20 protein-coding genes are annotated in these 24,411 nt (G+C 50.0%); 6 read left to right on the top strand and 14 right to left on the bottom strand.

Annotated features, from left to right (window positions below):
• Positions 1 to 47: 47 nt before the first annotated feature.
• Positions 48 to 1,307 (bottom strand): adenosylmethionine--8-amino-7-oxononanoate transaminase, encoded by a 1,260-nt coding sequence (gene bioA, locus L4C36_RS03110; RefSeq protein ID WP_428476436.1) that lies wholly within the window; start codon positions 1,305 to 1,307, stop codon positions 48 to 50.
• 193 nt (positions 1,308 to 1,500) lie between these two features.
• On the opposite strand from bioA, the gene bioB reads away from it, so the two are divergent.
• Genes bioB through bioD form a run of 4 tightly spaced genes read left to right on the top strand, consistent with a single transcriptional unit; the run spans position 1,501 to position 5,190 of the window.
• Positions 1,501 to 2,553 (top strand): biotin synthase BioB, encoded by a 1,053-nt coding sequence (bioB, locus tag L4C36_RS03105; RefSeq protein WP_428476320.1) that lies wholly within the window; start codon positions 1,501 to 1,503, stop codon positions 2,551 to 2,553.
• Positions 2,540 to 3,697, top strand: a complete 1,158-nt coding sequence (gene bioF, locus L4C36_RS03100) for an 8-amino-7-oxononanoate synthase (protein ID WP_428476319.1) — start codon at positions 2,540 to 2,542, stop codon at positions 3,695 to 3,697. The genes bioB and bioF overlap by 14 nt, the downstream gene beginning before the upstream one ends.
• Positions 3,698 to 3,704: 7 nt before the next feature.
• Complete coding sequence (gene bioC, locus L4C36_RS03095) at positions 3,705 to 4,511, top strand: malonyl-ACP O-methyltransferase BioC (RefSeq protein WP_428476318.1); 807 nt, start codon at positions 3,705 to 3,707, stop codon at positions 4,509 to 4,511.
• A complete protein-coding gene (bioD, locus tag L4C36_RS03090) occupies positions 4,504 to 5,190 on the top strand; it encodes a dethiobiotin synthase (protein ID WP_428476317.1) in 687 nt (228 codons plus the stop codon). The genes bioC and bioD overlap by 8 nt, the downstream gene beginning before the upstream one ends.
• Before the next feature lie 115 nt (positions 5,191 to 5,305).
• Here the strand turns inward: bioD and L4C36_RS03085 are convergent, their stop codons facing one another.
• From L4C36_RS03085 to L4C36_RS03055, 7 genes are all read right to left on the bottom strand, one after another.
• On the bottom strand, positions 5,306 to 6,232 hold the full coding sequence (locus tag L4C36_RS03085) for a glycosylasparaginase (protein WP_428476435.1): 927 nt from the start codon (positions 6,230 to 6,232) through the stop codon (positions 5,306 to 5,308).
• 123 nt (positions 6,233 to 6,355) lie between these two features.
• Positions 6,356 to 7,732, bottom strand: a complete 1,377-nt coding sequence (locus L4C36_RS03080; protein ID WP_428476316.1) for a leucyl aminopeptidase family protein — start codon at positions 7,730 to 7,732, stop codon at positions 6,356 to 6,358.
• Positions 7,733 to 7,761: 29 nt separating this feature from the next.
• Positions 7,762 to 8,754, bottom strand: coding sequence for an ABC transporter ATP-binding protein (locus L4C36_RS03075; RefSeq protein ID WP_428476315.1), 993 nt, complete (start codon positions 8,752 to 8,754; stop codon positions 7,762 to 7,764).
• Entirely contained in the window at positions 8,751 to 9,737 is a 987-nt protein-coding gene (locus tag L4C36_RS03070) for an ABC transporter ATP-binding protein (protein ID WP_428476314.1), read from the bottom strand. The genes L4C36_RS03075 and L4C36_RS03070 overlap by 4 nt, the downstream gene beginning before the upstream one ends.
• Entirely contained in the window at positions 9,737 to 10,774 is a 1,038-nt protein-coding gene (locus L4C36_RS03065; RefSeq protein ID WP_428476313.1) for an ABC transporter permease, read from the bottom strand. The genes L4C36_RS03070 and L4C36_RS03065 overlap by 1 nt, the downstream gene beginning before the upstream one ends.
• Position 10,775: 1 nt before the next feature.
• Positions 10,776 to 11,762 (bottom strand): ABC transporter permease, encoded by a 987-nt coding sequence (locus L4C36_RS03060; RefSeq protein WP_428476312.1) that lies wholly within the window; start codon positions 11,760 to 11,762, stop codon positions 10,776 to 10,778.
• Positions 11,763 to 11,854: 92 nt separating this feature from the next.
• Complete coding sequence (locus L4C36_RS03055) at positions 11,855 to 13,522, bottom strand: ABC transporter substrate-binding protein (RefSeq protein WP_428476311.1); 1,668 nt, start codon at positions 13,520 to 13,522, stop codon at positions 11,855 to 11,857.
• A gap of 1,137 nt (positions 13,523 to 14,659) precedes the next feature.
• On the opposite strand from L4C36_RS03055, the gene htpX reads away from it, so the two are divergent.
• Together htpX and L4C36_RS03045 are read left to right on the top strand one after the other, a co-directional pair.
• Entirely contained in the window at positions 14,660 to 15,538 is an 879-nt protein-coding gene (htpX, locus tag L4C36_RS03050; protein ID WP_428476310.1) for a protease HtpX, read from the top strand.
• Between the two features lie 271 nt (positions 15,539 to 15,809).
• The gene (locus L4C36_RS03045; RefSeq protein WP_428476309.1) at positions 15,810 to 17,456 is read left to right on the top strand and encodes a methyl-accepting chemotaxis protein; all 1,647 of its coding nucleotides are present in this window, start codon (positions 15,810 to 15,812) and stop codon (positions 17,454 to 17,456) included.
• A 124-nt stretch (positions 17,457 to 17,580) separates the two neighbouring features.
• On the opposite strand, the gene L4C36_RS03040 is transcribed toward L4C36_RS03045, so the two are convergent.
• The 6 genes from L4C36_RS03040 to L4C36_RS03015 form a co-directional block, all read right to left on the bottom strand.
• Entirely contained in the window at positions 17,581 to 18,789 is a 1,209-nt protein-coding gene (locus tag L4C36_RS03040) for an MFS transporter (protein WP_428476308.1), read from the bottom strand.
• A 5-nt stretch (positions 18,790 to 18,794) separates the two neighbouring features.
• Positions 18,795 to 18,965, bottom strand: a complete 171-nt coding sequence (locus L4C36_RS03035) for a hypothetical protein (RefSeq protein WP_169749957.1) — start codon at positions 18,963 to 18,965, stop codon at positions 18,795 to 18,797.
• Between the two features lie 242 nt (positions 18,966 to 19,207).
• Positions 19,208 to 20,479, bottom strand: a complete 1,272-nt coding sequence (locus L4C36_RS03030; RefSeq protein ID WP_428476434.1) for an ABC1 kinase family protein — start codon at positions 20,477 to 20,479, stop codon at positions 19,208 to 19,210.
• Positions 20,480 to 20,745: 266 nt separating this feature from the next.
• Complete coding sequence (locus tag L4C36_RS03025) at positions 20,746 to 21,588, bottom strand: energy-coupling factor transporter transmembrane component T family protein (RefSeq protein ID WP_428476307.1); 843 nt, start codon at positions 21,586 to 21,588, stop codon at positions 20,746 to 20,748.
• Entirely contained in the window at positions 21,588 to 23,282 is a 1,695-nt protein-coding gene (locus L4C36_RS03020) for an ABC transporter ATP-binding protein (RefSeq protein ID WP_428476306.1), read from the bottom strand. The genes L4C36_RS03025 and L4C36_RS03020 overlap by 1 nt, the downstream gene beginning before the upstream one ends.
• Positions 23,283 to 23,285: 3 nt before the next feature.
• Entirely contained in the window at positions 23,286 to 23,837 is a 552-nt protein-coding gene (locus tag L4C36_RS03015) for an ECF-type riboflavin transporter substrate-binding protein (protein WP_428476305.1), read from the bottom strand.
• Positions 23,838 to 24,411 lie beyond the last annotated feature (574 nt).

Raw genomic sequence — 24,411 nt, 5'->3', positions numbered from 1 at the left:
GGAAAAGTATAAGCAGACAACGACGGGGTGTTGTCTGCTTTTCGATACTAGCTCAATGCAAGGTGGATGGCGGATGTGAGTTGGCTAAGTTCTTGTTGATTAATGATAAAAGGAGGCATTATGTATACAAGTGTGCCAAAAGGGCGAATCCAGACACCGTTGTCGACAAATGTCTGCTGAATGCTTTCCATATCAACCGGCTCATGCAGCTCCACCACACCGATCGCGCCCAACCATCGAACGGTCTTGACGCGGTCGAGCTTTTCAAGCTCTGGTAACGATTCAGCCAATTGATTTTCAATGTTTTTTACTTGATTTTGCCAATGATTCAAAGCCAGTATGTCAAGGCTGGCATTGGCGACGGCACAGGCCAGTGGGTTACCCATAAACGTGGGGCCATGCATGAAGCAACCGGCATCCCCGCCGCATACCGTATTTGCGACATGCTGTGTCGCTAATGTGGCAGAGAGTGTCATATACCCGCCAGTCAGTGCTTTTCCGAGACACAAAATATCAGGGCTGATATTGGCGTGTTCGCAGGCAAATAATTTGCCAGTACGGCCAAATCCAGTGGCGATTTCATCCGCAATGAGCAAAATGCCGTGTTGGTCGCACAGTTCTCGTACCCGTTTAAGGAACAACGGGTGGTAGATCCGCATGCCTCCCGCCCCTTGTACAATGGGTTCGATGATGACGGCGGCAATCTCATCGCGGTGTTGTAACATCTTCTGCTCAAAGTCCGCCATATCGGCGTCATCCCATTCATCAAAGAATCCACACTGCGGCGACTCGGCAAAAATGTGTTCGGGCAGGAAGCCCTTGTACAGGCTGTGCATGGAGTTATTCGGGTCGGTCACTGACATGGCGGCGAAGGTGTCACCATGATAACCATGTTTCACCGTCAAAAACTTCGGCCGTTTTTCCCCTTTGGCCTGCCAATACTGCAAGGCCATTTTTAGCGCCACTTCCACCGCCACAGAGCCAGAATCAGCCAGAAATACATGTTGCAGCGGTTCAGGCGTCATGGTGACTAACTTACGGCACAGCTCAACAGCAGGCTGGTGGGTGATCCCCCCAAACATGACATGCGACATGTTATCAATTTGCGCTTTGGCGGCTTCGTTGAGTGCGGGGTGGTTATAGCCGTGAATGGTCGACCACCATGAAGACATGCCGTCCACCAACTGGCGGCCGTCTTCAAGTTCCAGATGCACGCCTTCTGCCCGCGTAACGGGATAGCAACGTAATGGATGTAGGGTAGATGTATAAGGGTGCCAGATATGTTGCTGGTCAAATTCAAGATCGATAGCTGTGTTCAATTTTTGCACAAGTGTAAACCTCGCTCCTTGTTGGTGGTTGACAGTTTACTCACTCTACGTAGACTAGCCAAGTCACTGAAATCAGATATTACGCTTTTAGCTTGTTGGGAATGGTGTTACGAGCAAGGCCCAGCCCAACGCTGTGAGCTAGGAAAAATAAAAGAAAAAGAGGATATGACACGTGGAAGTTCGTCACGACTGGACCGTCAGGGAAGTACAAGCATTATTTGAAAAGCCGTTTATGGATTTGATCTTTGCGGCACAGCAAGTACACCGTCAGTATCACCAGCCGAATCAGGTACAAGTCAGCACCTTGCTGTCGATCAAAACCGGTGCCTGCCCAGAAGATTGCAAATATTGCCCGCAAAGTGCGCACTACCGTACGGATGTTGAGCGTGAGCGTTTATTGGAAGTGGAACGCGTTTTGGATGCGGCGGAAAAAGCCAAGTCGTCTGGCGCGACCCGTTTCTGTATGGGCGCGGCGTGGAAAAATCCGAAAGAACGCGATATGCCGTATTTGCTGGAAATGGTGAAAGGCGTGAAGTCCATGGGACTAGAAACCTGCATGACGCTGGGGATGATCACGGGCGATCAAGCCAGTGAATTAGCCACTGCAGGCTTGGACTACTACAACCACAACCTCGACACTTCGCCGGAATTCTACGGCAACATCATTACAACCCGCACCTACCAAGACCGCTTAGACACCTTGAGCCATGTGCGTGATGCCGGCATGAAAATCTGTTCAGGTGGGATCATCGGTATGGGTGAAAGTGCCCGTGACCGTGCAGGTTTGCTGGTAGAGTTGGCAAACCTGCCAACGCATCCAGAAAGTGTGCCCATCAACATGTTGGTGAAAGTGAAGGGAACACCACTGGAAGCGGTGGATGATGTCGACCCGTTTGATTTCGTCCGTATTATTGCCGTTGCTCGGATTATCATGCCGCAATCCGCCGTGCGTTTATCAGCAGGCCGCGAAGACATGAATGAGCAAATGCAAGCCTTGTGCTTCATGGCGGGGGCAAACTCGGTGTTTTATGGCTGTAAGTTGCTCACCACGCCGAACCCAGGTGAAGACAAAGACATGCAGTTATTTGCCAAGTTGGGTATTAACCGCGAAGAGCAAGCCGCCAAGCCAGATGAGGTGCAAGCTCAAGAATTGTTGGGGCAAGTGGCACAGCGTGTCGCTGCCCGCCCGACCAAAGACGACCTGTTTTACGATGCGTCCGTTTAACTCCCGCATTGAACAGGCACTGACGGCGCGCGCTGAACAAGGTTTGTACCGCCAGCGTGCGCCGTTAGCGCGGGAGGCGAAGGGGCGCGTCACACAGCAGCAATCGTATGTGAATTTTTCCAGTAACGATTACTTGGGGCTGGCGCAATCGCCGGTCTTGCTGGCGGCATGGCAAGACGGGTTAAGCCGATACGGTGCAGGCAGTGGTGCCTCGCCACTGGTGACCGGTTATCACTCGCCTCACCGAGAGCTGGAAGCTCAGTTGGCCGATTGGCTAGGGTATGAACGTGCGTTGCTGTTTAACAGCGGTTTCAGTGCGAATCAGGCGCTGTTATTTACCTTGCTGCAAAAAGGCGATGTGTTGCTGCAAGACAAGCTCAATCATGCCTCGCTGATGGAAGCGGGCATGCTCAGTGACGCCACCATGCGGCGCTTTGCCCATAACGATCCCGCCGCGTTAGCGCGTCTGCTTTCATCTGCATCGGATGCTTCTGCCAATACGCTGGTGGTCACGGAAGGGGTCTTTAGCATGGATGGGGATCTCGCCCCGTTGGCGGAGATTCACCATGTGGCTTCACCCCATGCATTGCTGATGGTGGACGATGCCCACGGCTGTGGCGTATTGGGTGAGCAAGGGCGTGGTAGCTGTGATTTAGCGGGGATTAAACCGGATATTTTGGTGGTGACCTTTGGAAAAGCGTTTGGCATGCAAGGGGCGGCGATATTGTGTGATCACGCTATTGCTGAATACCTGATCCAATTTGCCCGTCACTACATTTATTCCACGGCGATGCCCCCCGCACAGGCGTATGCGCTATCCCATGCATGTCGATTAATTCAGCAAGACGATTGGCGCCGAGAAGCGCTGAATGAGTTAGGCGAACTTTTGACAGAAACGCTCGATCCGGCCATTCCGTTGGTGGTAACGAGTACGCCGATCAAACCTGTCGTGTTGGGCGAAAGCCAACGAGCACTGTCTTATGCCGATGCATTACGTGAGCAAGGTTTCTGGGTGAGTGCGATTCGGCCACCGACAGTGCCCCAACATACCGCGCGTTTGCGGATCACCCTGACGGCCGCCCATCAAGTAGAGGATGTGAAGCAGTTAGCCGTCGCGATCAATGAGGTATTTCATCGTGAATGAGAACAGGATGATAACGCAGTCGATTTCAGGCGGGCAGGGCTGCGATAAACAAGCCATTGCCAAAGCGTTTGGTAAAGCGGCGAAGCGTTACGATCAGGCCGCTGAATTTCAGCGTATTGTGGGGCAGCATTTGCTGGGTAAGCTTCCCCCGCTACAGGCGGCTAATAGCCGTGTGTTGGATGTCGGTTGTGGGACGGGCTATTTCAGTAAGCAACTTGCCGAACGCGGGTTTGCCGTGTGTGCGGCGGATTTATCGGCTCCGATGTTGGAGCAAGCCGCGCAACGTTGCGGTGATCGGGTGTCGTATTTATTGGCAGATGCCGAGCACTTGCCGCTAGCCGATGATCAGTTTGATGTGGCGTTCAGCAGTTTGGCCTTGCAGTGGTGTGATGACTTGTCGGTGCCCTTGCGTGAGTTACGTCGGGTGGTAAAACCCGGTGGGCGTATTGTATTTAGCACACTGGCAGAAGGGTCGTTGCATGAGCTGGCGCAGGCGTGGCAGCAGGTTGATCAATATCAACATGTGAACGAGTTTCTTTCGCAAAAGGCTATAAAACTTGCGCTGGCGCAAGCGGGTGCGCATATGGGTGACCTAGAATTCCTTCCGATCACCATGCATTACAACGCGGCAGTTGACCTCATGAAAGATCTGAAAGGCATTGGAGCAACACATCTGCAACAGGGGCGCAAAGCAGGCTTGGCCGGTAGAAAAACACTATTGGCTTTGGAACGCGCTTATGAAGCGTATCGAGATGAGAACCATCAACTGCCCGCCACCTATCAAGTCTGTTTTGGAGTAATAATTAATGACTAACGCTTTCTTTGTAACAGGGACCGATACCGAAGTGGGTAAAACGGTTGCCTCTCGCGCCATTCTTCATGCAGCAGCCAGCGCGAATATCAAGATGGCGGGTTATAAGCCTGTGGCATCAGGCAGCGCCATGACAGCAGAAGGGATGCGCAATTCGGATGCGCTGTACATTCAAGAAGCGTCACCGGTTACACTGGCGTACGATGAAGTGAACCCGTACGCGTTTGAAGCCCCAGTATCACCGCATTTAGCCGCTGAGCAAGAAAACCGTCAGATTGATTTTGACGTGTTATCTCAAGGTCTAGAGCACTTAAAGCAAAAGTCTGAGGCCGTGTTGGTCGAAGGCGCGGGCGGCTGGCGTGTGCCTGTTACGCGTACCGATTTTCTATCTAGCTGGGTGAAGCGTGAAAAGCTGCCAGTCATTTTGGTGGTGGGGGTGAAGCTGGGCTGTTTAAGCCATGCGATTTTGACCGCAGAAGCCATTGGCCATGACGGCTTGGAAGTGGTGGGCTGGGTCGCTAACCGTATCAATCCGGGCACCGAAAACTATGCTGAAATCATTCGTATGTTGGAAGCAAATTTGCCAGGCCAGAAGCTGGGCGAAATCCCTTACATGCCGGGTATCAAAAAGCGTGATTTGGGGCAGTTCATTGATTTATCACCGTTGGGTTTAACGAAGTAACGTTAAGGCCGGGTATCGGTTAAAGCCGGGTACAGTAAGAAGGGGGCGCATCATGCGCCCCCTTGTTGTTTGTATTAGTAGAACGTTTGTATTGCATCAGCAATACGGTGTTGCGTTACTTGGTCATGATCACTTCGGCTTGACGCTCTTCAGGTTTGTCCATGCCTGATTCCCAGAACCAGTAAGTGATGTTGCCTGGGCAGTTCAAACTTACCACTTTGTGGTTGCCTTTGTTATCAATCGCATGGATGGTCACGCCCTCGGTGTAGCCGTCTTTGAGGTATTTCAGATCGTTAATCGCCTCGTAAACTGCTTCATCCAATGACATCCCCATTTTCATGTAGAGCACCACAGCGTGAGCGGTGGCACAACGAATGCTCATCTCACCAGTGTGCGTACACGCACAAGCGCCGTAGCGGCTGTCAGCATAAGAGCCCGCACCAATGATTGGGCTGTCACCTAAACGGCCCGGGTATTTCCATGCCCATCCCGACGTGGAGGTGGCAGCACTGATGCTTTCACGACTGTCAGAGGACAAGAAGACGGTCGTATCACGGACACGTTCTGGATCGGTCGCGTTATTTGATAACGGTGCCAGCGGTACATTGGGGAACGCAGCTTGCTGTTCAGGTGTCATCGCGTCAGCCAGTTTTTCCCACCAGACTTGCTTGGAATTTTCAATCAGATTATCACCGGCCACTGCGCCCATTTCGTTAGCAAAAATCGCCGCGCCTTCACCGACCAAAATCTCATGGTTCAGCTTTTTCATGACGTCATACGCCACTTCAACCGGGTGCATGTAACCTTTTAGTGCGCCTACGGCACCGGTGCGTAAACTGTCACCGTCCATCACGGACGCATCCAGTTCCATTTCACCCAGTACATTCGGCCAACCGCCGTAGCCCACGGTGCGTACGCGTGGATCCAGCTCGACCAGTTTAATGCCTTCAATCAATGCACGTAGGCCATCTTCACCGGCCTGTAGGCGGCGCGCAGATTCTTCAATACCTGGGTAAGCTTCGGAGTTAGCAAGCAAGATCATGTTATTTACCTTGTTATTCATTTAATGGCTCAAATTCAAAATGCGAGTGTGAGGACGCGAAACCCGCGCCCTCATGGTGTGTCTGTTTTTTCTGTTTATCGTTCTATTTGTCAGGTTTATGGGCTATTGCGCGATAATCTGCTGGCAAATGTGTGTCAGCAATAAAGCACCGTAACCACTGGCCGCATTCGGATGAATATGGCGATGGTTCATGCCTAGAGACATCGCGGCCGAGTCGATATGGATCCACTTTTGCTCGGGTGTCACAAAGTGCTGCAAGAAGGTGGCGGCTACACACGGGCTGCCATCCGGCTCTTCACTACCATGGCGCAAATCCGCAAAATCACTCTTCAAGGCCGATTGGAACATGGCGTGATTAGACGGCATTGGCCATACTGCTTCGGCACAGGCGTTACCGGCTTGTTGTGCCAGGTGCATGAAGGTATCGTCATTGCCCATCAACGAAGCATACGCTTTACCCAGTGCGATACCGGTGCTGCCCGTGAGGGTAGCAATATCCACTAAGTAATCCGGCTGATACATTTGCTGGGCGTAATGCAGCACATCGGCTAACACCATGCGACCTTCGGCATCGGTCGTAATGATTTCAACGCTGGTTTTAGACAGCATGGTGACCACGTCCCCCGGCTTCACCGCGTTGCCGGAAGGCATGTTTTCCACCAAACCACACAGACCAATTACGCGAACGGGTAATTTCAGGCTGGCGATCGCATGCAGCGCACCGACAACCGAGGCGGCGCCCCCCATGTCGACTTTCATCGTGCTCATGTAACGCGGTTGTTTGATACTGATACCGCCGGAATCAAAGGTGACCCCTTTGCCGACTAAGGCAATCGTGGTTTGCGCGTCAGCAGGGTGGTAGTCCAAACATAACAAGCGCGCTTCGCGATCACTGCCTTGTGCAATGCCCATCAGTCCGCCAAAGCCTTGCGCCAACATCTCTTCATCACCCAGATAAGACAGCGACACGCCCTGTAGCGCCAGTCCTTCAACGGCATCAACAAATGTGGCGGGGTAAAGGATATTCCCCGGTTTGTTCATCAATTCGCGTGCGATCAATTGGCTGCGAGCCAGCGTTTGTCCTTCGTCAAACGCGGCCATGAGTGTTTTGCAGCCGGTCGCTAAACGGAAAGTTGCGACGTCAGGTTGTAGCTGTGCACTGGTGGTGTGTTGATAGCGGTATGCAGATAAAGCCAACCCAAACGAGAGCCATTTCACCCAAACATCACGTTCAAAACATGGTGCCACGTGATCGTCAATCATAACACTCAGGGTTGAGGCGGTTTTAAACGTGGTGGCGATCAGGTAGCCAATGTCTTGAATATCCGCCACCGTGTATACGTGCGGACTGATCTCACCGTCGTAATCGAGGCTGTCACGTTCCATTTCGATCTTTGGGCTGCTGCCCTTGGTCAGAAAAATCGTTTTGGTGGCGGTGTAAATGGTGTCATCGCCACGGACAAAATCGAACTGTTGCATGGAGTCATCCTTACTCTTATTGGGTTTTATTATTCGTACAAGTAACAACGCACAAAATGGTTGTCAGACAGCTGGGTTACATCCGGCAGTTGTTGACGACAACGGTCGGTGGTGTGTGTACAGCGGCCGGCGAATGGACAGCCAACGCTCTCCGGTGTCCACAGTGGAATTTCCCCTTTGTTGCCTTCCAAGCGAGTGTGGATCGACTTGCTGGGATCGGGCACGGCGGAGACTAACAGTTGGGTATACGGGTGCTGTGGGTCATGGATAATGGTTTCGGTGTCTCCCCATTCCACCATGTGCCCGACATACATCACGGCCAAGTCCTCAGCGATGTAGCGTGCTGTGGCAATGTCGTGGGTGATATACAACAAGGCCATGCCACGGTCGAACTTCATCTCTTCCATCAGGTTGAGGACACCCGCACGGATCGAGACATCCAGCATGGAGGTCGGCTCATCCGCCAGTACCACTTCGGCGCCTACGGCAATGTTACGTGCCAAGTTCACGCGTTGACGTTGTCCACCAGACAGCTGATGCGGGTATTTTTCCGCGGTGGCTTTCGGCGGGATCAAGCCCACTTGCTCAAGCAGGGCGTACACCATCTCTTCCAGTTCTTTCTGATTGCCCTTGCTGACCTTGTTGTGGATCAACAGTGGGCGCGCAATGTGGTGGAAGATCGTGTGTGTCGGGTTTAACGATCCAAACGGATCCTGCCATACCATTTGCACCCCACGGCGGTACTGCATCAGATCTTCACCTTTGGTGATGGTCTGAATATCACGGCCGTAGTACTCAATGGTACCGGCGGTTTGCGGGTACATTTTGGCTATCATTTTGGCGGTGGTGGACTTACCGGAACCGGATTCGCCCACGACCGCCAAGCCACGGCTTTTGTACATTTTGAAAGAGACGTCGTTGATGGCGCGCATCTTCGACTTCTTCAAGGAATTGCTGTTCACGGCAAAATCTTTGATCAGATTTTTGCCTTCAATGATCGGTTGGCCGAGTGACTGACTCATAGTGACTCCGCTGTAAGTGCTTGGGTAAAGAGGTGACAGTTACTAAAGCGGCCCGCATCGATTTCACATATCTGTGTGGCTTGCTTGAAGCAAATGTCGTGTGCTTTTGGGCAGCGCGCTTGGAAGCGGCAACCTTGTGGGATCTCTAGCAGGTTAAGGGGGTTGCCCGGAATCCCCGCAAGGCGGGTTTTAGGCCCCGTCAGCGGTGGGAACGAGCGACCTAAGCCTTCGGTGTACGGGTGATAAGGGTGGGTGAGTATTTCACGCGACGGCGCGACTTCCACCAGTTCACCGGAGTACATGATGCCGATGCGATCCGAGAACTCGACCATTAACGACAAGTCATGGGTGATAAACAGGATCGAGAAACCGAACTCTTGTTTCAGCGCGTAGATCTTTTGCAAGATCTCACGCTGAACCACCACATCCAGCGCAGTGGTCGGTTCATCCATGATGATCATTTTCGGATTTAACGCCAACGCAATAGCGATCACCAAACGTTGACGCATACCGCCTGAGAATTGGTGCGGGTAATCGCGCAAACGGCTTGGGTGAATATCGACGATCTCCAGCAGTCCTTGGGCGCGAGAGATGGCCTGTTGGCGCGTAAAGCCCGTGTGGCGCATGATCACGTCACAGAATTGTTCTTCCAGCGTCAGTACTGGGTTCAAGGCGTTCATGGCGCTCTGGAACACCATCGACATTTCGCTCCAACGGAATGCAGACATTTGGGCATCGGTTTTCTTGAGCAAATCACCGTGGCCATCAAACAATACTTCTCCGCCAGTAATGAATGCAGGCGGCTTGTGCAGACGCATCAAGGAGAACGCCACGGTGGATTTACCGCAACCGGATTCACCGGCCAGACCGAAAATCTCACCTTTACCAATATCAAAGCTGACATTGTTTACCGCGCGGATGTCACCCGCTTCGGTAATGTAGTCCACGCACAATTCGCGGATAGATATTTGTGGGGTTGTCATTATTTCATCTCCCCAGGTGCTTGGGTGATCGGCGTACCCGTTGCAGCAGCCGGTGCTTTTTGTGCGTTAGTGGCTTGATTGGCCACGTTCTGCCAGCGGCGTAAACCTTTGTGTGAACGTAACTGTGGGTTAGCGATTTCATCGACCGCGAAGTTTAGCAGTGACAGACCAATGGCAATGAAGGTCAGTGCCAAACATGGCGTCAGAATTTCCCACCATGCGCCAACCAGCATCGATGATGAGGTTTGTACGTTGTAGAGCATGACGCCCCAACTGATGGCGTTCGGATCGCCCAAACCTAAGAAAGACAAGCTGGCTTCGGTCATGATGGCTAGCAGTACACAGCCAATGAAGCTCGCCCCCACGATAGAGATCAGGTTAGGCAGAATTTCTGCGGCGATAATGCGCCAAGGCGATTCACCGAGTAGCTCTGCGGCGCGGATAAACTCTTTCTCTCGCAACGACAAGGTTTGTGCACGCACAACACGTGCGCCCCATGCCCAGGAGGTTATCGCGATCACTATCGCAATGGTGGCAGGGCCAGCCTGACCAATAAAGGCTGCAATGATGAACAGCAAGGGGAGCTGTGGCACCACCAGCATGATGTTCATTGCCGCGGTCAGCACCTCATCCACACGGCCACCGAAGTAACCCGCGGATACACCAATAAAGGTGGCCAAGAAACACACCAAGATCCCTGCGCCTAAACCAACAGAAAGGGACGTACGGGTGCCGTAAACAAACTGTGACCAAATGTCACGGCCCATACGGGACGTGCCCAGTACGTGATCGGCTTTTTCTGACATGTACAAGGTACGCTTGTTCACGGCCAGATTTTGCGCGACCCAACCGTCAGGGTTATTCTGGGCTGCCTTCACGACAAAAGACGGGTACTCATGCGGGTTGCCGGTACCGACATCCGGGGCGTGTTTGGTCAGGAACGGTGCAAACAACGCAATGAAGATGAACATAAGTAAAATACACAAACCAGCCAGTGATTTGTGGTTGCGGGTCAGTAAGAGAAATAATCCTTTCATCTTATTTATCTCCGTTACGCAGGCGAGGATCTAAGTAAACAATCAAAATGTCAGCCATGAAGTTGAAGAACAGCATGAACAGTGTCATCAGCAGTAACTGACCTTGCAGTACCTGGTAGTCACGGGCATGAATGGCGTTCAGTAGTACCGTGCCTAGGCCGGGGTAGTTGAAGATCATCTCGACAATCAACTGGCCACTGATGGCCGTACCCAGTGCCATCGACAGCGCGGTCACACTTGGCAGCATGGCGTTACGGGCGGCATAGTTGAAAACAACACGGTTTTCGCTCAGGCCTTTCGCTTTCGCCATGGTGATGAAGTCTTCATTCAGCAGGTTGATCATGTTGTTACGCATGTTGATCAAGAACCCGCCGATCTGGGATAACGTGGCACACAACAGCGGCAAGGCCGCGTGGTAGAGCACGTCTTTGTAGAAGGCCCAGCTGGACCAGTCAGGCGTGGTACCGGAAGTGTAGGCATTCCCAGCAGGGAACCATTCCAGACCGATGGCGAAAATAAACATGACCAGCATGGCGACCACCACCGAAGGGATGGATTGCACCACCAACATACCCGGAGAAATAAAGGCGTCGTAATAACTGCCACGGCGCCATGCGGCAAAAATACCGAGCACAGAGCCAATACAGAATGACAAAACAACGGCCGTACCGGTGAGGAATAAAGACCAACCAATGGCATTGCCCAATAATTCATTCACGGAAATGGGGTAGAACTTAATGGATGTTCCCCAGTTCCAGGTGAATATATTGGCAAGATAAGTGAAGTACTGCTCGTATAAAGGCGCGTCAACAAATCCCAGTAATTTTTTCATGGCATCAATGCGTTCAGGGCTGACATAGGTCATCGCATTGGCAAACATCATGGTAACCGGATCACCCGGCATAGCGCGGGGTAAAATAAAGTTTAATGTGGCGGCGAAAATTAATGCTAAGAAATAGAATAAAAGCCGTCGAACAAAAAAGGACATAGTCGTTTCCTAATAAAAAAAGATAAACAACGTCACAGCGCGCAGGACATCACCTGCACGCTGTTATCATCACGTTGTGATGCGGTGTACGGTTATTTACGTGGTTTTAAGTCCAACACGTGCAATAAGCGCTCCGGTACACCCGCCCATGACAATGGACGGCCTTTTGGATTGCTCTCACTCCACCAACCGGTAAAGCGGCTTTCGTTAAACTGGTACACGTCAACCCCAGACATCACAGGGACAGTGACTTGGTTTTCAGCAATGATTTGCTGGATCTGGTGGGCGATGTCTTTTTGTTCTTCAAGTACGGCAGTTTTATAGAACTTGTCCAGTAATGCATCGAGCTGGGCGTTCTTAAAGAAATGCATCGCAAAGCGAGGCATGTTACCGCCAGTTTGGTTCTGTGAGTGGTAACCGCTGCTCCAGTAACGGTGCGGATCGGCGCCGTTAAAGTAGTTGGTGTAGGCTACGTCATACGTGCCTGATACCATGGCTTTGTTGTACACGGCAAAGTCTGAAGTACGGGCGGTGGCATTGATCCCGACCGCGCGTAGCTGTTCTACCCCCAGTTGTACGGTGTTGTTGAAATCGGTCCAGCCATTGGGTGACTGCACTTCCATCAAAATCGGCTTACCGGTTGGGGTTTCTACATAGCCATCGCCGTCGATGTCTTTAAAGCCGGCTTTTTCAAGAAGCGCTTTTGCCCCTTTCAGGTTGTAAGTGTTGTAGCCTTTGTACTTGTTGTAAATGTCTTTATCAGCCCAAAACTCAAATACTTTACCTAGGCCAGACGCGTAATCATTCACTACGCCGTTACCGTAGAAGGCAATATCAATGATCTTCTGACGGTCAATCGACATAGAGAAGGCGCGGCGGAAGTCAACGTTATTGATGGCTTCATGGTTGCCCGGTTTCGGGGAGTTGAAGTTCAGCATGAACGCTTGCGTACTGGCCGCTGGGTACCAGTATTTGTGATGCTCGCTACGGGCCGCGTATGTGCTGTCGATATCGGGAATGAAGGCCGCTGACCAGTCGAGTTCAGACTTGATAATACGGCTTAGCAATTGGTCGTTGTTGGCGATTTGAGGTACGCGTAGACAGTCGACTTCAAGGTTGTCGTTATCCCAGTAGTGTGGGTTACGACACTGCACGTAAAGCTGCGGGGTAAAGGTATCGATTTCTGTGAATGGGCCGGTACCGACGGGGTTTTCGTTAGCAAAACTTTCTGGCTTCTCAACGTCTTTCCAGATGTGCATCGGCACCACAGGTACGTTGGCAATTTCATACGGTAGGTTAGAGTGGGCTTCGGTTAAATCAAACACCACATTGTTGCCTTCCTGGCGTACATCTTTCAGCCAGCGGTTGATACCGCGAGGGTCAAGTTCTGGTTTGGCTTTGATCAATTCAAACGAGAACACGACATCGGCTGCGGTGAAAGGTGTACCATCCGACCACTTCACGCCGTCACGGATTTCATAAGTGACTTGGGTCAAATCGTCTGACATGTAGTAGTTTTTCGCCAAGCGCATGACCGGTTTGTTACCGTGCATTTGGTTGAAAATCACCAAAGGTTCGTAGACGAAGTCCGTTGTCGTACGCAAGTTGGTTGAAAGGTAGGGGTTGAAGTTACGAATGAGAACCGGGTAGAAGTCAGACACGATGGTCAATTGATTCTTTACTTCTGCCATCGCGCTTGGGGCGGATAATGCAGCAAGAATGACTAACGCAAGCCGAGAAGATTTCGCTTTAAATAACATAGAGCGTCCTTACTTGATAATTCATTTGTTAAAGCGTGAATAGAGAGGCAATGCAAAACCATCACTTAACGCCAAGTCGGCAACCGTCTATTTGAAAAACTAAATGCCTTTTTGAAAGCGAGTCATAGCGATGGAATTTCTGTGGCGCAGAATAAACGCACCCAGTGAAATGCCATTAAAGGGTTAAGCAAGTGAAAATGAATGCCCTAGACTGGAAATAGGGCATTATCCTAGCGTGTGACATTGTTTATATTTATGCGTTTTTTATTCGCGCTCGAAATAAAAATATCGAACGTGTAAAACTGATGTTTAGGTCGTGTGTCATTCCGTTTATTCAGACCTGGTATCTTCCTTTGCTATGAGAACAGTCTAATATGCCTTGTGTGGAATGAGGAGTGGATAAATATCACCTCAACTGGACTTCTGTATCCATACACATAAATTGTGACGTGCTTAAACAATGCATATTAATATGAATATCACTGACAGAAGTGTGAGGTGTATTCCGGTAAAATTTCAGCAGTGAGGTGGGGGAAGGTTAGGACGTGATCGTAATAACAAAAAATCCGGCTTCATGATTGAAGCCGGATGAGTGTATTCGGGTCGAGCAGGTAGTGCTAGTCTTGGATCAAGCCGATGAGTGCATCTTGCGTATCGGATAGGCCAGTCTTGTTTCCATCTAGACCTAGTTCCTTACGTGCCTCTTCAGCTGACATACCAAGATGACAGCGCAAAATATCAATAGCTACTTGGTAGTTCTCATGGTCAGCCATCATTCCTCCTTGATAATCAACAGCGCAACAGTTTCTTTTAACTGGTACTGACAATAGTGCAATGTGCCTATGCATTCAATAAGACTAAAGTCTAATCTGCACCGCATACTATGTTTACATGGAATAAATGTGATCAGTGAACGGTTTGGTGAGGTGATACCATTAAGCCGTCTTTTCTTGGCATTGAGAGGAAGTGATGCCTTATGCAGCAGGCAAACTCACGAAACGTAACAATTTATCTCTTTCCCTTGTTTTTCGATTCGACGACCATACTATAAGATGAAATATGAGGACGGACACGGTGGTGTGTACTGTCATTCTTATGTTGGAATAACAACGCCTTTTTCTGGAGAAAGAGTTTACTATGAAGCGTATTGCATTGTTTTTGGCGACCAACCTGGCAGTCATGCTGGTGTTCAGTGTTGTCTTGAATGTGGTTTATGCAGTGACGGGGATGCAACCAGGTAGCCTTTCTGGCTTATTGGTGATGGCTGCCTTGTTTGGTTTTGGTGGCTCGTTAATTTCACTGTTTATGTCAAAGTCGATGGCTTTGCGTTCAGTGGGCGGTATGGTGATTGAACACCCACGTGACGAGACAGAACATTGGTTGATGGAAACCGTTTCTCGCCAGGCGCAACAAGCCGGTATTGGTATGCCGACTGTTGCAATTTACGACTCAGGTGATATTAATGCCTTTGCAACCGGAGCAAAGCGAGATGATTCACTGGTCGCCGTATCAACCGGTTTACTGCAGAACATGACCCGCGATGAAGCGGAAGCCGTGTTGGCACATGAAGTGAGCCATATTGCGAACGGTGATATGGTTACAATGACGCTGATGCAGGGTGTGGTGAACACCTTTGTGATTTTCGTATCCCGCTTGGTGGCCGGAGCCATCAGTGGCGTTAACAACAGTGATGAAGAAGGCGAAGGCGGCAGTTACATGACGTACTTTATTGTTTCTTCAATCATGGAAGTGTTGTTTGGTTTCTTGGCCAGCATTCTCACCATGTGGTACAGCCGTCACCGTGAATTTAAAGCGGATGCAGGTTCAGCCCATTTGGTTGGTAGAGAGAAGATGATCGCGGCACTGGAACGTTTGAAGATGAGCCACGAGTCTCAACTGGAAGGGTCAATGATGGCCTTTGGTATCAATGGCAAGAAGTCACTGTCAGAGTTGTTCATGACACACCCGCCGTTGGATAAGCGTATTGATGCGCTACGCCGTGGTGAGCACTTGTAAGGCGTTATCCCTTAATATATTGATACATTACGTAATACGTAAAATGTGAGCCTCTGACGAATCCGTCAGGGGCTTTTTTTATATACTCCTCCCTGCGATTGAAATAAAGCTTCATGCTTTTTATTAACTTGATAAAAAATTTTCATGGAGAATATGCTCAACTTTGCACTTAACATGCCGACATAGGTATGATTTTTACAAGAAGCGAGATATCAAATTCCTTTGAGGTGCAAACAGAAAAGCATGACAAAGTTTTTGATCAAGGATAGATATGAATTGGTTTAATAATATAAGTTTTAAGTATAAGTTGGTATTTCCGGTCCTGATTGTTGCATTGGCCTTCTCTGGCTTGATTGCACAGGTTTTCCGTTCCTATAACGAGCAACAACAAGTAGATACCTTACTCCGCGAAGAGGTTCAGCCTGTGCTGGACAATTTGGAAGATTCCTATCGCGATATGTACCAAGTCATGGCGGCAGGTATGGGGATGGCCCTGACTGAGCAGCATGAAACGGATTCCATCGAGCTTCACCGTTTCAACTTTTACGATAATGCGCCGAAAGCGGCACCACGTATTTCCTCCGTTCATCAATTGATTGACAGTGGTTTCTTGCCTGAATCCAGTCGTCGCAATGTTCAAGCGTTAGAGCGTAACTTTGATACATGGCAAAAACGCTACGAGATCATGATCACCGATCCGGCGAATGCGAATGCGTTTTACCGTGCTAACGAACAACTGGCAGAAAAAGACTTCGAGTCAATGCGTAAGCAGCTGAAATTGATCCGCAATGACATTGAAAAGCACCGCGCTGAAGTATTAGCCGAAGTGAAAGCGCATGCGGAAGAGACCAATACCATGTTGGTGGTGGGGTCGATTTTAACCTTGTTGCTATCGGCTGCGATCACTTTGGTGGTTAGCCGTTTGGTGGTGAACCCTATGCAGAAATTGACGGATACGTTGAAAGAAATTTCTGCGGGTGATGGTGATTTGTCTGCTCGTGTACATGTGTCGGGTGATGACGAAGTCGGTCAGTTGGCGGTGGCGTTCAATACGTTTGTGGAAAAGATTCACCACACATTAGGCAAAGTGGTCGCATCTTCACACCAAGTACGTTCAGAAGCGGAGCAATTAACCGCATTGACCAATAATATTTTGCACGCATCGCAAGAGCAGCAAAGCCAGTATGATCAAGTGGCTGCCGCGATTCAGGAGCTGAGTGCGACTAGCCAGACCGTCAGCGGCCACGCCAGTGATGCGGCGAACGTGACCAGCGATATCAGCACCCAGTCACACCAAGTACAGGTGACGCTGGATGAATCTGTGAATGCCATTGGCCAGTTGGCGAATGAAATTGATCAGTCTAGCGGCTTGATTCAAGAGCTTGAAAAGAACGTGGGCGGCATTGCGTCCATTCTAGAAGTGATCCGTGGGATTGCCGACCAAACGAACTTGCTGGCTTTGAATGCCGCGATTGAAGCCGCTCGTGCGGGTGAGCAAGGCCGTGGTTTTGCCGTGGTGGCTGATGAAGTCCGTTCTTTGGCGAGCAAGACACAATCATGTACTGGTGAAATCCATACCATGATTGAGAAACTGCAAGAAACCGTTGATCACTCGGTACAGGCGATGCGCAATAATTCGGCCGCAGGTACACACACGGTTGAACGTGCGCAGCAAACCAATACCGCGTTAGATGCAATGAGCCAGTCGATTGTGTTGATCAGTGACATGAACACGCAAGTGGCGACAGCCGCTCAGCAGCAAACGACAGTGACGGATGAATTGACTCACAATATTCACGATATTGTCGCGGGTTGTACGGAAACCTTGAGTCATGTCCAAAACGCTCAATTGGCGTGTCAGAGCCTCGCTAAACAAAGCGAAGTGTTGGATGGGTTGATTGCGCAGTTCCGAGTATAACGCGGCAACGGCAGATTGAATGCGGTATGAATATCCGTGTGATAGCGTGAAAAAATAAAACGGGCAGCCTTGTGAGCTGCCCGTTTTTTTATCGCTGAATGTTACGTTGCTTGTCAGTGCAGCGTTATGCCATGCTTGGTTGACGCACAATCGGTTTGTCATCCACTGGAATATGAATTAACGCAGCCAAGAAGGCCAACACAACGGTGCTCCACCAAATAGGTTCGTAACTGCCGTAGTAATCGTAAATACGGCCACCGGCCCATGCGCCGAGGAAGCTGCCGACTTGGTGCGTGAAGAAGACCAAACCGTACAACGTCGACATGTAACGCGCACCGAAGATTTGACGGACAAGGCCTGACGTCAACGGCACGGTACCCAACCAACAGAAACCAATCGCACCGCCAAAGATCGCCGCTGTTTCCACGGTGACAGGGAACAACACAAAGCAAGCAATCACAACGGTACGCATCAGGTACAACGCGGTCATCACATAGCGTTTGCTGAACTTGTCACCCATCACACCCCAGAAATAACTCCCGAAGATATTGAAGATCCCCACATAGGCCAGCGCCATGGCTGCCGCAGATGCAGGCAGGCCTTTGTCGGCTAAATAGCTTGGTAAGTGTGTGGCAATGAACATCACGTGGAAACCACAGACAAAGAAGCCTAAATGGATGAGCCAGTAACCGCGGTGGTGGAACGCTTCGCTCAAAGCTTCACGTAGCGTTTGTTCTTGCTCTGGTGCTTGGCCGGCAGGTGTCGCTGCTGGTTTGGTTTTCATGAAGCATGAGAAAGCCAAAATTAGGCCACACAGTATTGCAAACACTTGTAGGGCGGTTTGCCAGTTGAAATCACTCAGTAGGTACTGCGCCCCCGGGATCACCGCAAACATACCGAACGAACCGGCAGCAGTGGTTAAACCAAAGGCTTTGGCTGTGTGCTCTGCAGGTACTACACGGGCAACCGCCCCCAGTACAATCACGTAGCTGGTGGCACTCAAGCCGAGACCGACCAAGCCACCCAGCGTCAGGAATAGCCAGTTGGGTTCAAGGGCAATAGACGTCAAGTACAGGCCCAGCGCATACGCAATCGCCCCCGTCCAAATCACACGTTGAGCGCCCCAGCGGTCTGCTGCCATGCCGACAAAAGGTTGGAATACACCAAAAAGAAGGTTCTGCAAGGCAATCGCAAGGCTAAAAAATTCTCGGCCCGTATCAAAATGGGTCGAGATAGGCATCATGAAGATACCAAATGACTGCCTGATCCCTAGGCTGATAATTAGTGTCCCAATTCCCATCCAAACGAGGAGTGGAAAACGAAAAATACTCATTGTGTTTAAAGTCCTGAATAGTTAGGGCTTGTTGAATTTTGCTGATGGCAACCACCGCTCATCGCATGTGCTGCCAATGCGTCCAACAGAGGCTGGCAGTGGTGCACACCCACTAAAGTGATCGCCAGTAAAATCGTCATACGGATCAACTGCGCACGTAGAGATTGCGAGAACATGAATACCTCAATGCGAAAAAAGAGGCCGGATGATAGTGGATTCGATCACATGACTCAAATGAGCAAAATTCAACTATGGTATGCGTAAAATGCATACGCTGAGGGGCTGTTCAGGGATTGCTGAGGAGTTAGGCAAAAATAAAGAATGTGACCAAGATCTCACTCATTGGTCACGGTAAAGCAGGGTAAGAAAAGTGCTTATAGGGCGCTTCGATATAACGTTTTAGTTATAAAATACTTGTCTATACGGACAGGTAGTAAGGCATAAACAGTGCGCGTACGTTCACCTGTGCTTTCAGGCGAGCAGCCAGTAGGTAGAGACCGCCAAGCTTGCGGTGAAAGAAAATGGCATCAGCGGGTGGGGTATGCCAATAGTTTTCTCGCGTACTCAGCGCCGTGCCCGCATCACGAATGCGTTGTGCTAAATCTGTTCGGCCAAAGTCGAACACACCGTCATAAATCACCGGCTCACAGGCTTCTTTACACAGGTCCACCACGGCTTGCTGTTGGCGAGTAGTAATGGGTTGACTGAAGAACCCGATTTGTTTGAGGGCATTTTGCATCTCTATATCGTTGTCATGTATCGCATGACTGATCAGCGCTTGATAGCCCGTGGCAATGTGCTCGGGATACTGACGGGTCGCACCGAAATCCAACAATACGAGTTGACGGTGCTCAATGTCATACAGGAAGTTGGCAAAATTGGGATCCGTTTGTACCAAGCGGAAAGTAAACATTTCCTTGAACAACAGTTCAAAGGCCAGTGCCATGACATAATTCCGTACGGCTTGTGGTTGTGTGTGCAGGTGCTCAACGGGTTCCCCCTCCACAAATTCCATGGCGAGGATATGTTCCGTGGTGAGTGCGTCATACACCGCAGGAATGCGATAACGCGGGTCATCACTCAATAACGCTTTGTATCGCTTGAGGAGCGAGGCTTCCAGTAGATAGTCGGCTTCATCATGCAATTGCTGTTTCGCATCCGTCAGCAGAGGTTGGTAGTCCACGTCTTTAGGGATCAGCCCGGATATTTTCAGTAAGGTCGCGACGTTATCGACATCGCTGTCGATACTTTCTTTGATTCCCGGATACTGAATTTTGAGTGCAACCTGTTCGTCTTGCCAGGTGGTCGCTGCGTGAACTTGGCCAATGGATGCTGCCGCGATGGGGTAGAACGAAAAGCGTTGAAAGCGGTCTTGCCAATCCAGCTCCCATTCACGCTCTAGCAGATGATTAAGTTGGCTGATAGGCATGGCTTTGGCTTCTGCACGAAGTCGCGCTAGCAGGTCAGCCAGCTCGGGTGGAAGCAGGTCGCCAGCATCCATTGACATTAATTGTCCGACTTTCATCGCCGCGCCGCGTAATTGGGCAAGCTGCTCGGCAACCCGTTTGGCATTGGCGGGTGTCAGTAATAGATCACTGGCACGGGGTCTGTTGCCTTGTGCAAGTTGTTTGACGCCTTCTGAGACCATACCGCCTGCGACCCGTGATGCCAGCAGTCCGAGTTTACTCATACGAGCAAAACGGCTTTTGGGTACGGCAGCATATTCCAGCTCAGACGTTGGAGAGGCGTCATCAAATAGGGGGGAAGGAGCCGTCGGTTTATTTCGGGTCATGGAAGTCTCATCATTCGTTAATACCAAAGCGGTGTGCCAAAAGGTACGTGCTGTAACGAAGATTAGTTCAATGATGGTGATGAATACGAACATGGCCAGCAAAGCTGGCCATGGGTCGAAAAAATCAGAGTTGGATCACCGAGGTAGATAATCACGCTGTGGTATCAGCTGAATGGGTACCAGAATAGCTGCTCAGCTTGATAGCGGTTAGCAAAGCTTGCCGCAAGTACCAGACCTAACAGAGCCAATACGGCAAAGTCAGCCTTAGTCAGAGGCTTTTGGCTATACCAGCTACGGGCTTTATTGCGGCCAAAGCCACGCAGTGTCATGGCGTTAGAAATCACATCTGCGCGATCAAGGCTTGAGAAAATCAATGGGCCCAAAATTTTCGCGACGTTTTTAATACGTGTGAATACCGGTGCATTTTTAGAAATATCCACACCACGTGCTTGCTGTGCATGCATGATGTTGATGAAATCTTTGGTGACTTCCGGCAGATAACGCAATGTCAGGCTTACGGCATAAGCAATACGGTAAGGCACCCCTAGGCGATTTAAACTGGCAGAGAACTCGGTAGGGTGTGTGGTGAACACAAACACTAACGCGATCGGGAACATACTGAAATATTTCAGTGTGACTGTTAGCAGATAAAACAGGGTTTCTAGAGTGATGGAATAATTACCCGCCACCGACAGTAATACCGTTTGGCTGCCCATGTACTCCGTGCCTTGCTGCGGAGCGATCATGAACATAAAGACAGCGTTCATGAGCAACACGCTGACAGTGCCCGTCATCAATGTTTTGTACGCAGGAAACGGCACACGAGACAGACGGAGTAAGCCAAAACCGACCAAGATCAGCGCAAGAATAATACGCAGATCAAAGGTCATTAGCACGACCGTTACCCATGCCATGAACAGCAAAAATTTGGTAATACCGTTTAGCGCATGCAACGGTGAGCCGGTATTTACATAGCTAATACCGAATTTGATTTTATTGGTTTTCATTATTGTGTCTTTGCCTCATGGTTAATGAAGCAACGAATAAAGTGATCAATACGTTCAATGCCTAAGCGCTCTGCCAAGGTATATAAACTGGTGACGGTCAGGTTCGCTTGCTCAAGCAACGCAGGTTGACTAAAGACAGAATTAACCGGTTCATCAGCCAGTAGCAGGCTATCGGCGATCACGATGGCACGGTCGGTATATTCCAATACCAGATGCATATCATGGGAGATGATCACAATGGTTAACCCAAGTGATTGGTTGATCTCACGAATGAAATTCATCATTTTGGTGTAGTGGTAATAATCCTGACCCGATGTTGGTTCATCCAAAATCAGCAGCTTCGGCTCAAGTACTAGCATCGTGGCAATCGTCACACGCTTTTTCTGGCCATAGCTCAGAGCATCAATCGGCCAGTGGTGGTAGCGACCAAGGCCACACAGCTCAAGTGTCGCCATGACTTTTTCTTTGACGCGATCTTCTGCCATGCCACGGTTACGCAGGCCAGAGGCGACTTCATCAAAAATCATGTGGTGCGAAATCATATGGTTCGGGTTTTGCAATACAATACCGATGTCTTGGCTGCGCGCAAAAATGGAACGCTCGGCAATGTCTTCGCCGTTAAAGAAGATACGGCCGTGATCCGGTTCAAGTACCCCCATGATGAGGCGAGTAATGGTGGATTTCCCCGACCCATTTTTGCCCAAAATAGAGACAAACTCCCCTTTGTTGACTACAAAGCTGACATCACTGAGTGTCTGGCGTTGGTCATCATAGGAATAGCCCAGGTTTTTCACTTCCAGTAACGGCGTTTGTTCGCCGTGTTCTGTCTCAGTGGTTTGCTGCTGATACCAGCCCATTAATTGCGGGGCAAACTTGGATATATCCATTGTCGCCAAATTCGCGGGTTTATCCACTTCCGTGATCTGGCAGCCCGCGGCTTTCATCGCTGATAAATACAGTGGCTCACGGATACCGTATTGCTCAAGCAAAGGGCTGGCAAGCAGGGCATCTGGCGTCATGTTCGCGACGATCTCGCCGCGTTCCATCATGATGATGCGGTCAACCGCGCAGTGCAGGACATCTTCCAGACGGTGTTCGATGATCACCACGGTTTTACCCGTTTCACGGTGCAGACGATCAATCACTTCAATTGTGGCTTTGCCCGTTTTTGGATCAAGGCTGGCCAGCGGTTCATCAAAAAGGAGGATATCAACATCATCGACCATGACGCCTGCCAGTGACACGCGTTGCTTCTGGCCACCGCTCAAATCAAACGGTGACAGATGCAGCATGGTATCCAGATCCAGCATCGCTGCTGTTTCTTCCACGACACGGTGCATAGGGCCCGGTGCAACCATCTGGTTTTCCAGCGCAAAGGCGATGTCTTCCCCGATACTCAGGCCGACAAACTGGCCGTCAGTGTCTTGCAGTACCGTGCCAACAAGGTTGGTGCACTGGTGAAGATCCATGTGCTGTGTGTCTTGGCCGCCAATGCACAGAGAACCTGTGATATCCCCTTTAATCGCAAACGGGATCAAGCCATTCAGGCATTGGCCAAGGGTTGATTTGCCGCTGCCGCTAGGGCCGACAATCACGACCTTTTCACCTTTCTCGATCGTTAAATTGATGTTCTTTAGGGTCGGTTGTTCCAACGCCCAGTATTTGAACGAGAAATTAGAAAACTCAATGGACATGCGTTAGTAAGCCTCTTTCAGGTTATAGCTTTGTTGCTTGCGTTTGGCGACAGACGTCAAAATGAAGTGGCCAACAATCGCAATGAGCAGGGTGTTGCCAGCGGCAATGATAGTGAGCTGCGCTAAGACTTTGGTAAACGGTTCGGCGTATAGCACGGCATCCAAGAATGCAGAGGTGCCGTAGCCAATCACGTTGCCAAGGAAAGCAAGCAGAACAAACAGGCAAAAATCCCAACGGGTGAAGATGCCTTTTTCAATGCGCTGTTTGGTGATTTTTGGGTAGAGGCCAATCAATAGCCCCACAATGCCAGAGCCGATCACCCACGTGATCCACACGCCCCAACCGGCGAACAGATCCGTGACCCAGTGGCCAATGAAACCAACGAGGAAGCCGACTAATGGGCCAAATAGCACGCCAAAGAGGGCAAGCACAGCCATTGCGGGTTTTAAGGTGGTATTTGCAAAGACAGGAATACCGAACATAGGCAAGCCGCCTATTCCATACAAAGCAGCACCAATAGCGATGACCACAACTGTCTTAGCCGAGAGATTCATGACATAACCTTTATATACTCTTGGGGGTATTTGCGTATTTCTGTGTCAACCACGAGGCTGCTTTGCGGGGCGCTGTCATTAGCGAAATGTGAGTCGCAATAGGGTTGCGACTCGCGGGCAAATATCCGTTTTGAGCAAGAGCAGTTATGTCGGGAGACATAAGAGGGGCGCATCATACATGAACCGAATAAAGAAAGGAAACCTTTACTTCTAGACGTCTAACTCTTAATCAATTCATTTATTCTAAGGGCTATACTCACAAAATAATATGCAATTCAATGAACCATATTGCGTTATTTAACGTAAAAAGTAATGATCGCAAACGCCTAGATAGTTAGGCAGGTTCTGACTTGACCGCACAATCCCAATAAAGCAGGATAAGACGAGAATTCAAACGTTAACACCGTGTTAAATGCCGTCAAGTGGCAGTGATGAATAGTCAGTAAATCGGTGTTGTAAAAAAAATGGCGCTCAATGGTGAAGATATAACCTATATGCTTTGTGGGGATGCTTTTAACGCGGTGATTTATTTATAAAAAATTGAAAATTCAGTCAAAAATACAAAGTGAATGTT

Origin of the sequence: Photobacterium japonica (assembly GCF_050337005.1) — a bacterium.
GTDB classification, from domain to species: Bacteria; Pseudomonadota; Gammaproteobacteria; order Enterobacterales; family Vibrionaceae; genus Photobacterium; species Photobacterium japonica.
This window is presented reverse-complemented; position numbering and strand designations above follow the sequence as displayed.

What these genes read in the sequence shown, in the direction of transcription:
- L4C36_RS03080 (WP_428476316.1), bottom strand. Translation starts at nt 7,732, where the DNA reads ATGCAACAGTTCGATTTTGTCCGTGGCGATGACACCATTTACACCGCC.
- L4C36_RS03025 (WP_428476307.1), bottom strand. Translation starts at nt 21,588, where the DNA reads ATGAAAACCAATAAAATCAAATTCGGTATTAGCTATGTAAATACCGGC.
- L4C36_RS03045 (WP_428476309.1), top strand. Translation starts at nt 15,810, where the DNA reads ATGAATTGGTTTAATAATATAAGTTTTAAGTATAAGTTGGTATTTCCG.
- L4C36_RS03075 (WP_428476315.1), bottom strand. Translation starts at nt 8,754, where the DNA reads ATGAGTCAGTCACTCGGCCAACCGATCATTGAAGGCAAAAATCTGATC.
- L4C36_RS03030 (WP_428476434.1), bottom strand. Translation starts at nt 20,479, where the DNA reads ATGAGTAAACTCGGACTGCTGGCATCACGGGTCGCAGGCGGTATGGTC.
- htpX (WP_428476310.1), top strand. Translation starts at nt 14,660, where the DNA reads ATGAAGCGTATTGCATTGTTTTTGGCGACCAACCTGGCAGTCATGCTG.
- L4C36_RS03085 (WP_428476435.1), bottom strand. Translation starts at nt 6,232, where the DNA reads ATGATCTTGCTTGCTAACTCCGAAGCTTACCCAGGTATTGAAGAATCT.
- bioF (WP_428476319.1), top strand. Translation starts at nt 2,540, where the DNA reads ATGCGTCCGTTTAACTCCCGCATTGAACAGGCACTGACGGCGCGCGCT.
- bioC (WP_428476318.1), top strand. Translation starts at nt 3,705, where the DNA reads ATGATAACGCAGTCGATTTCAGGCGGGCAGGGCTGCGATAAACAAGCC.
- bioD (WP_428476317.1), top strand. Translation starts at nt 4,504, where the DNA reads ATGACTAACGCTTTCTTTGTAACAGGGACCGATACCGAAGTGGGTAAA.
- L4C36_RS03040 (WP_428476308.1), bottom strand. Translation starts at nt 18,789, where the DNA reads ATGAGTATTTTTCGTTTTCCACTCCTCGTTTGGATGGGAATTGGGACA.
- L4C36_RS03020 (WP_428476306.1), bottom strand. Translation starts at nt 23,282, where the DNA reads ATGTCCATTGAGTTTTCTAATTTCTCGTTCAAATACTGGGCGTTGGAA.
- L4C36_RS03060 (WP_428476312.1), bottom strand. Translation starts at nt 11,762, where the DNA reads ATGTCCTTTTTTGTTCGACGGCTTTTATTCTATTTCTTAGCATTAATT.
- L4C36_RS03035 (WP_169749957.1), bottom strand. Translation starts at nt 18,965, where the DNA reads ATGTTCTCGCAATCTCTACGTGCGCAGTTGATCCGTATGACGATTTTA.
- L4C36_RS03070 (WP_428476314.1), bottom strand. Translation starts at nt 9,737, where the DNA reads ATGACAACCCCACAAATATCTATCCGCGAATTGTGCGTGGACTACATT.
- L4C36_RS03015 (WP_428476305.1), bottom strand. Translation starts at nt 23,837, where the DNA reads ATGAATCTCTCGGCTAAGACAGTTGTGGTCATCGCTATTGGTGCTGCT.
- L4C36_RS03065 (WP_428476313.1), bottom strand. Translation starts at nt 10,774, where the DNA reads ATGAAAGGATTATTTCTCTTACTGACCCGCAACCACAAATCACTGGCT.
- L4C36_RS03055 (WP_428476311.1), bottom strand. Translation starts at nt 13,522, where the DNA reads ATGTTATTTAAAGCGAAATCTTCTCGGCTTGCGTTAGTCATTCTTGCT.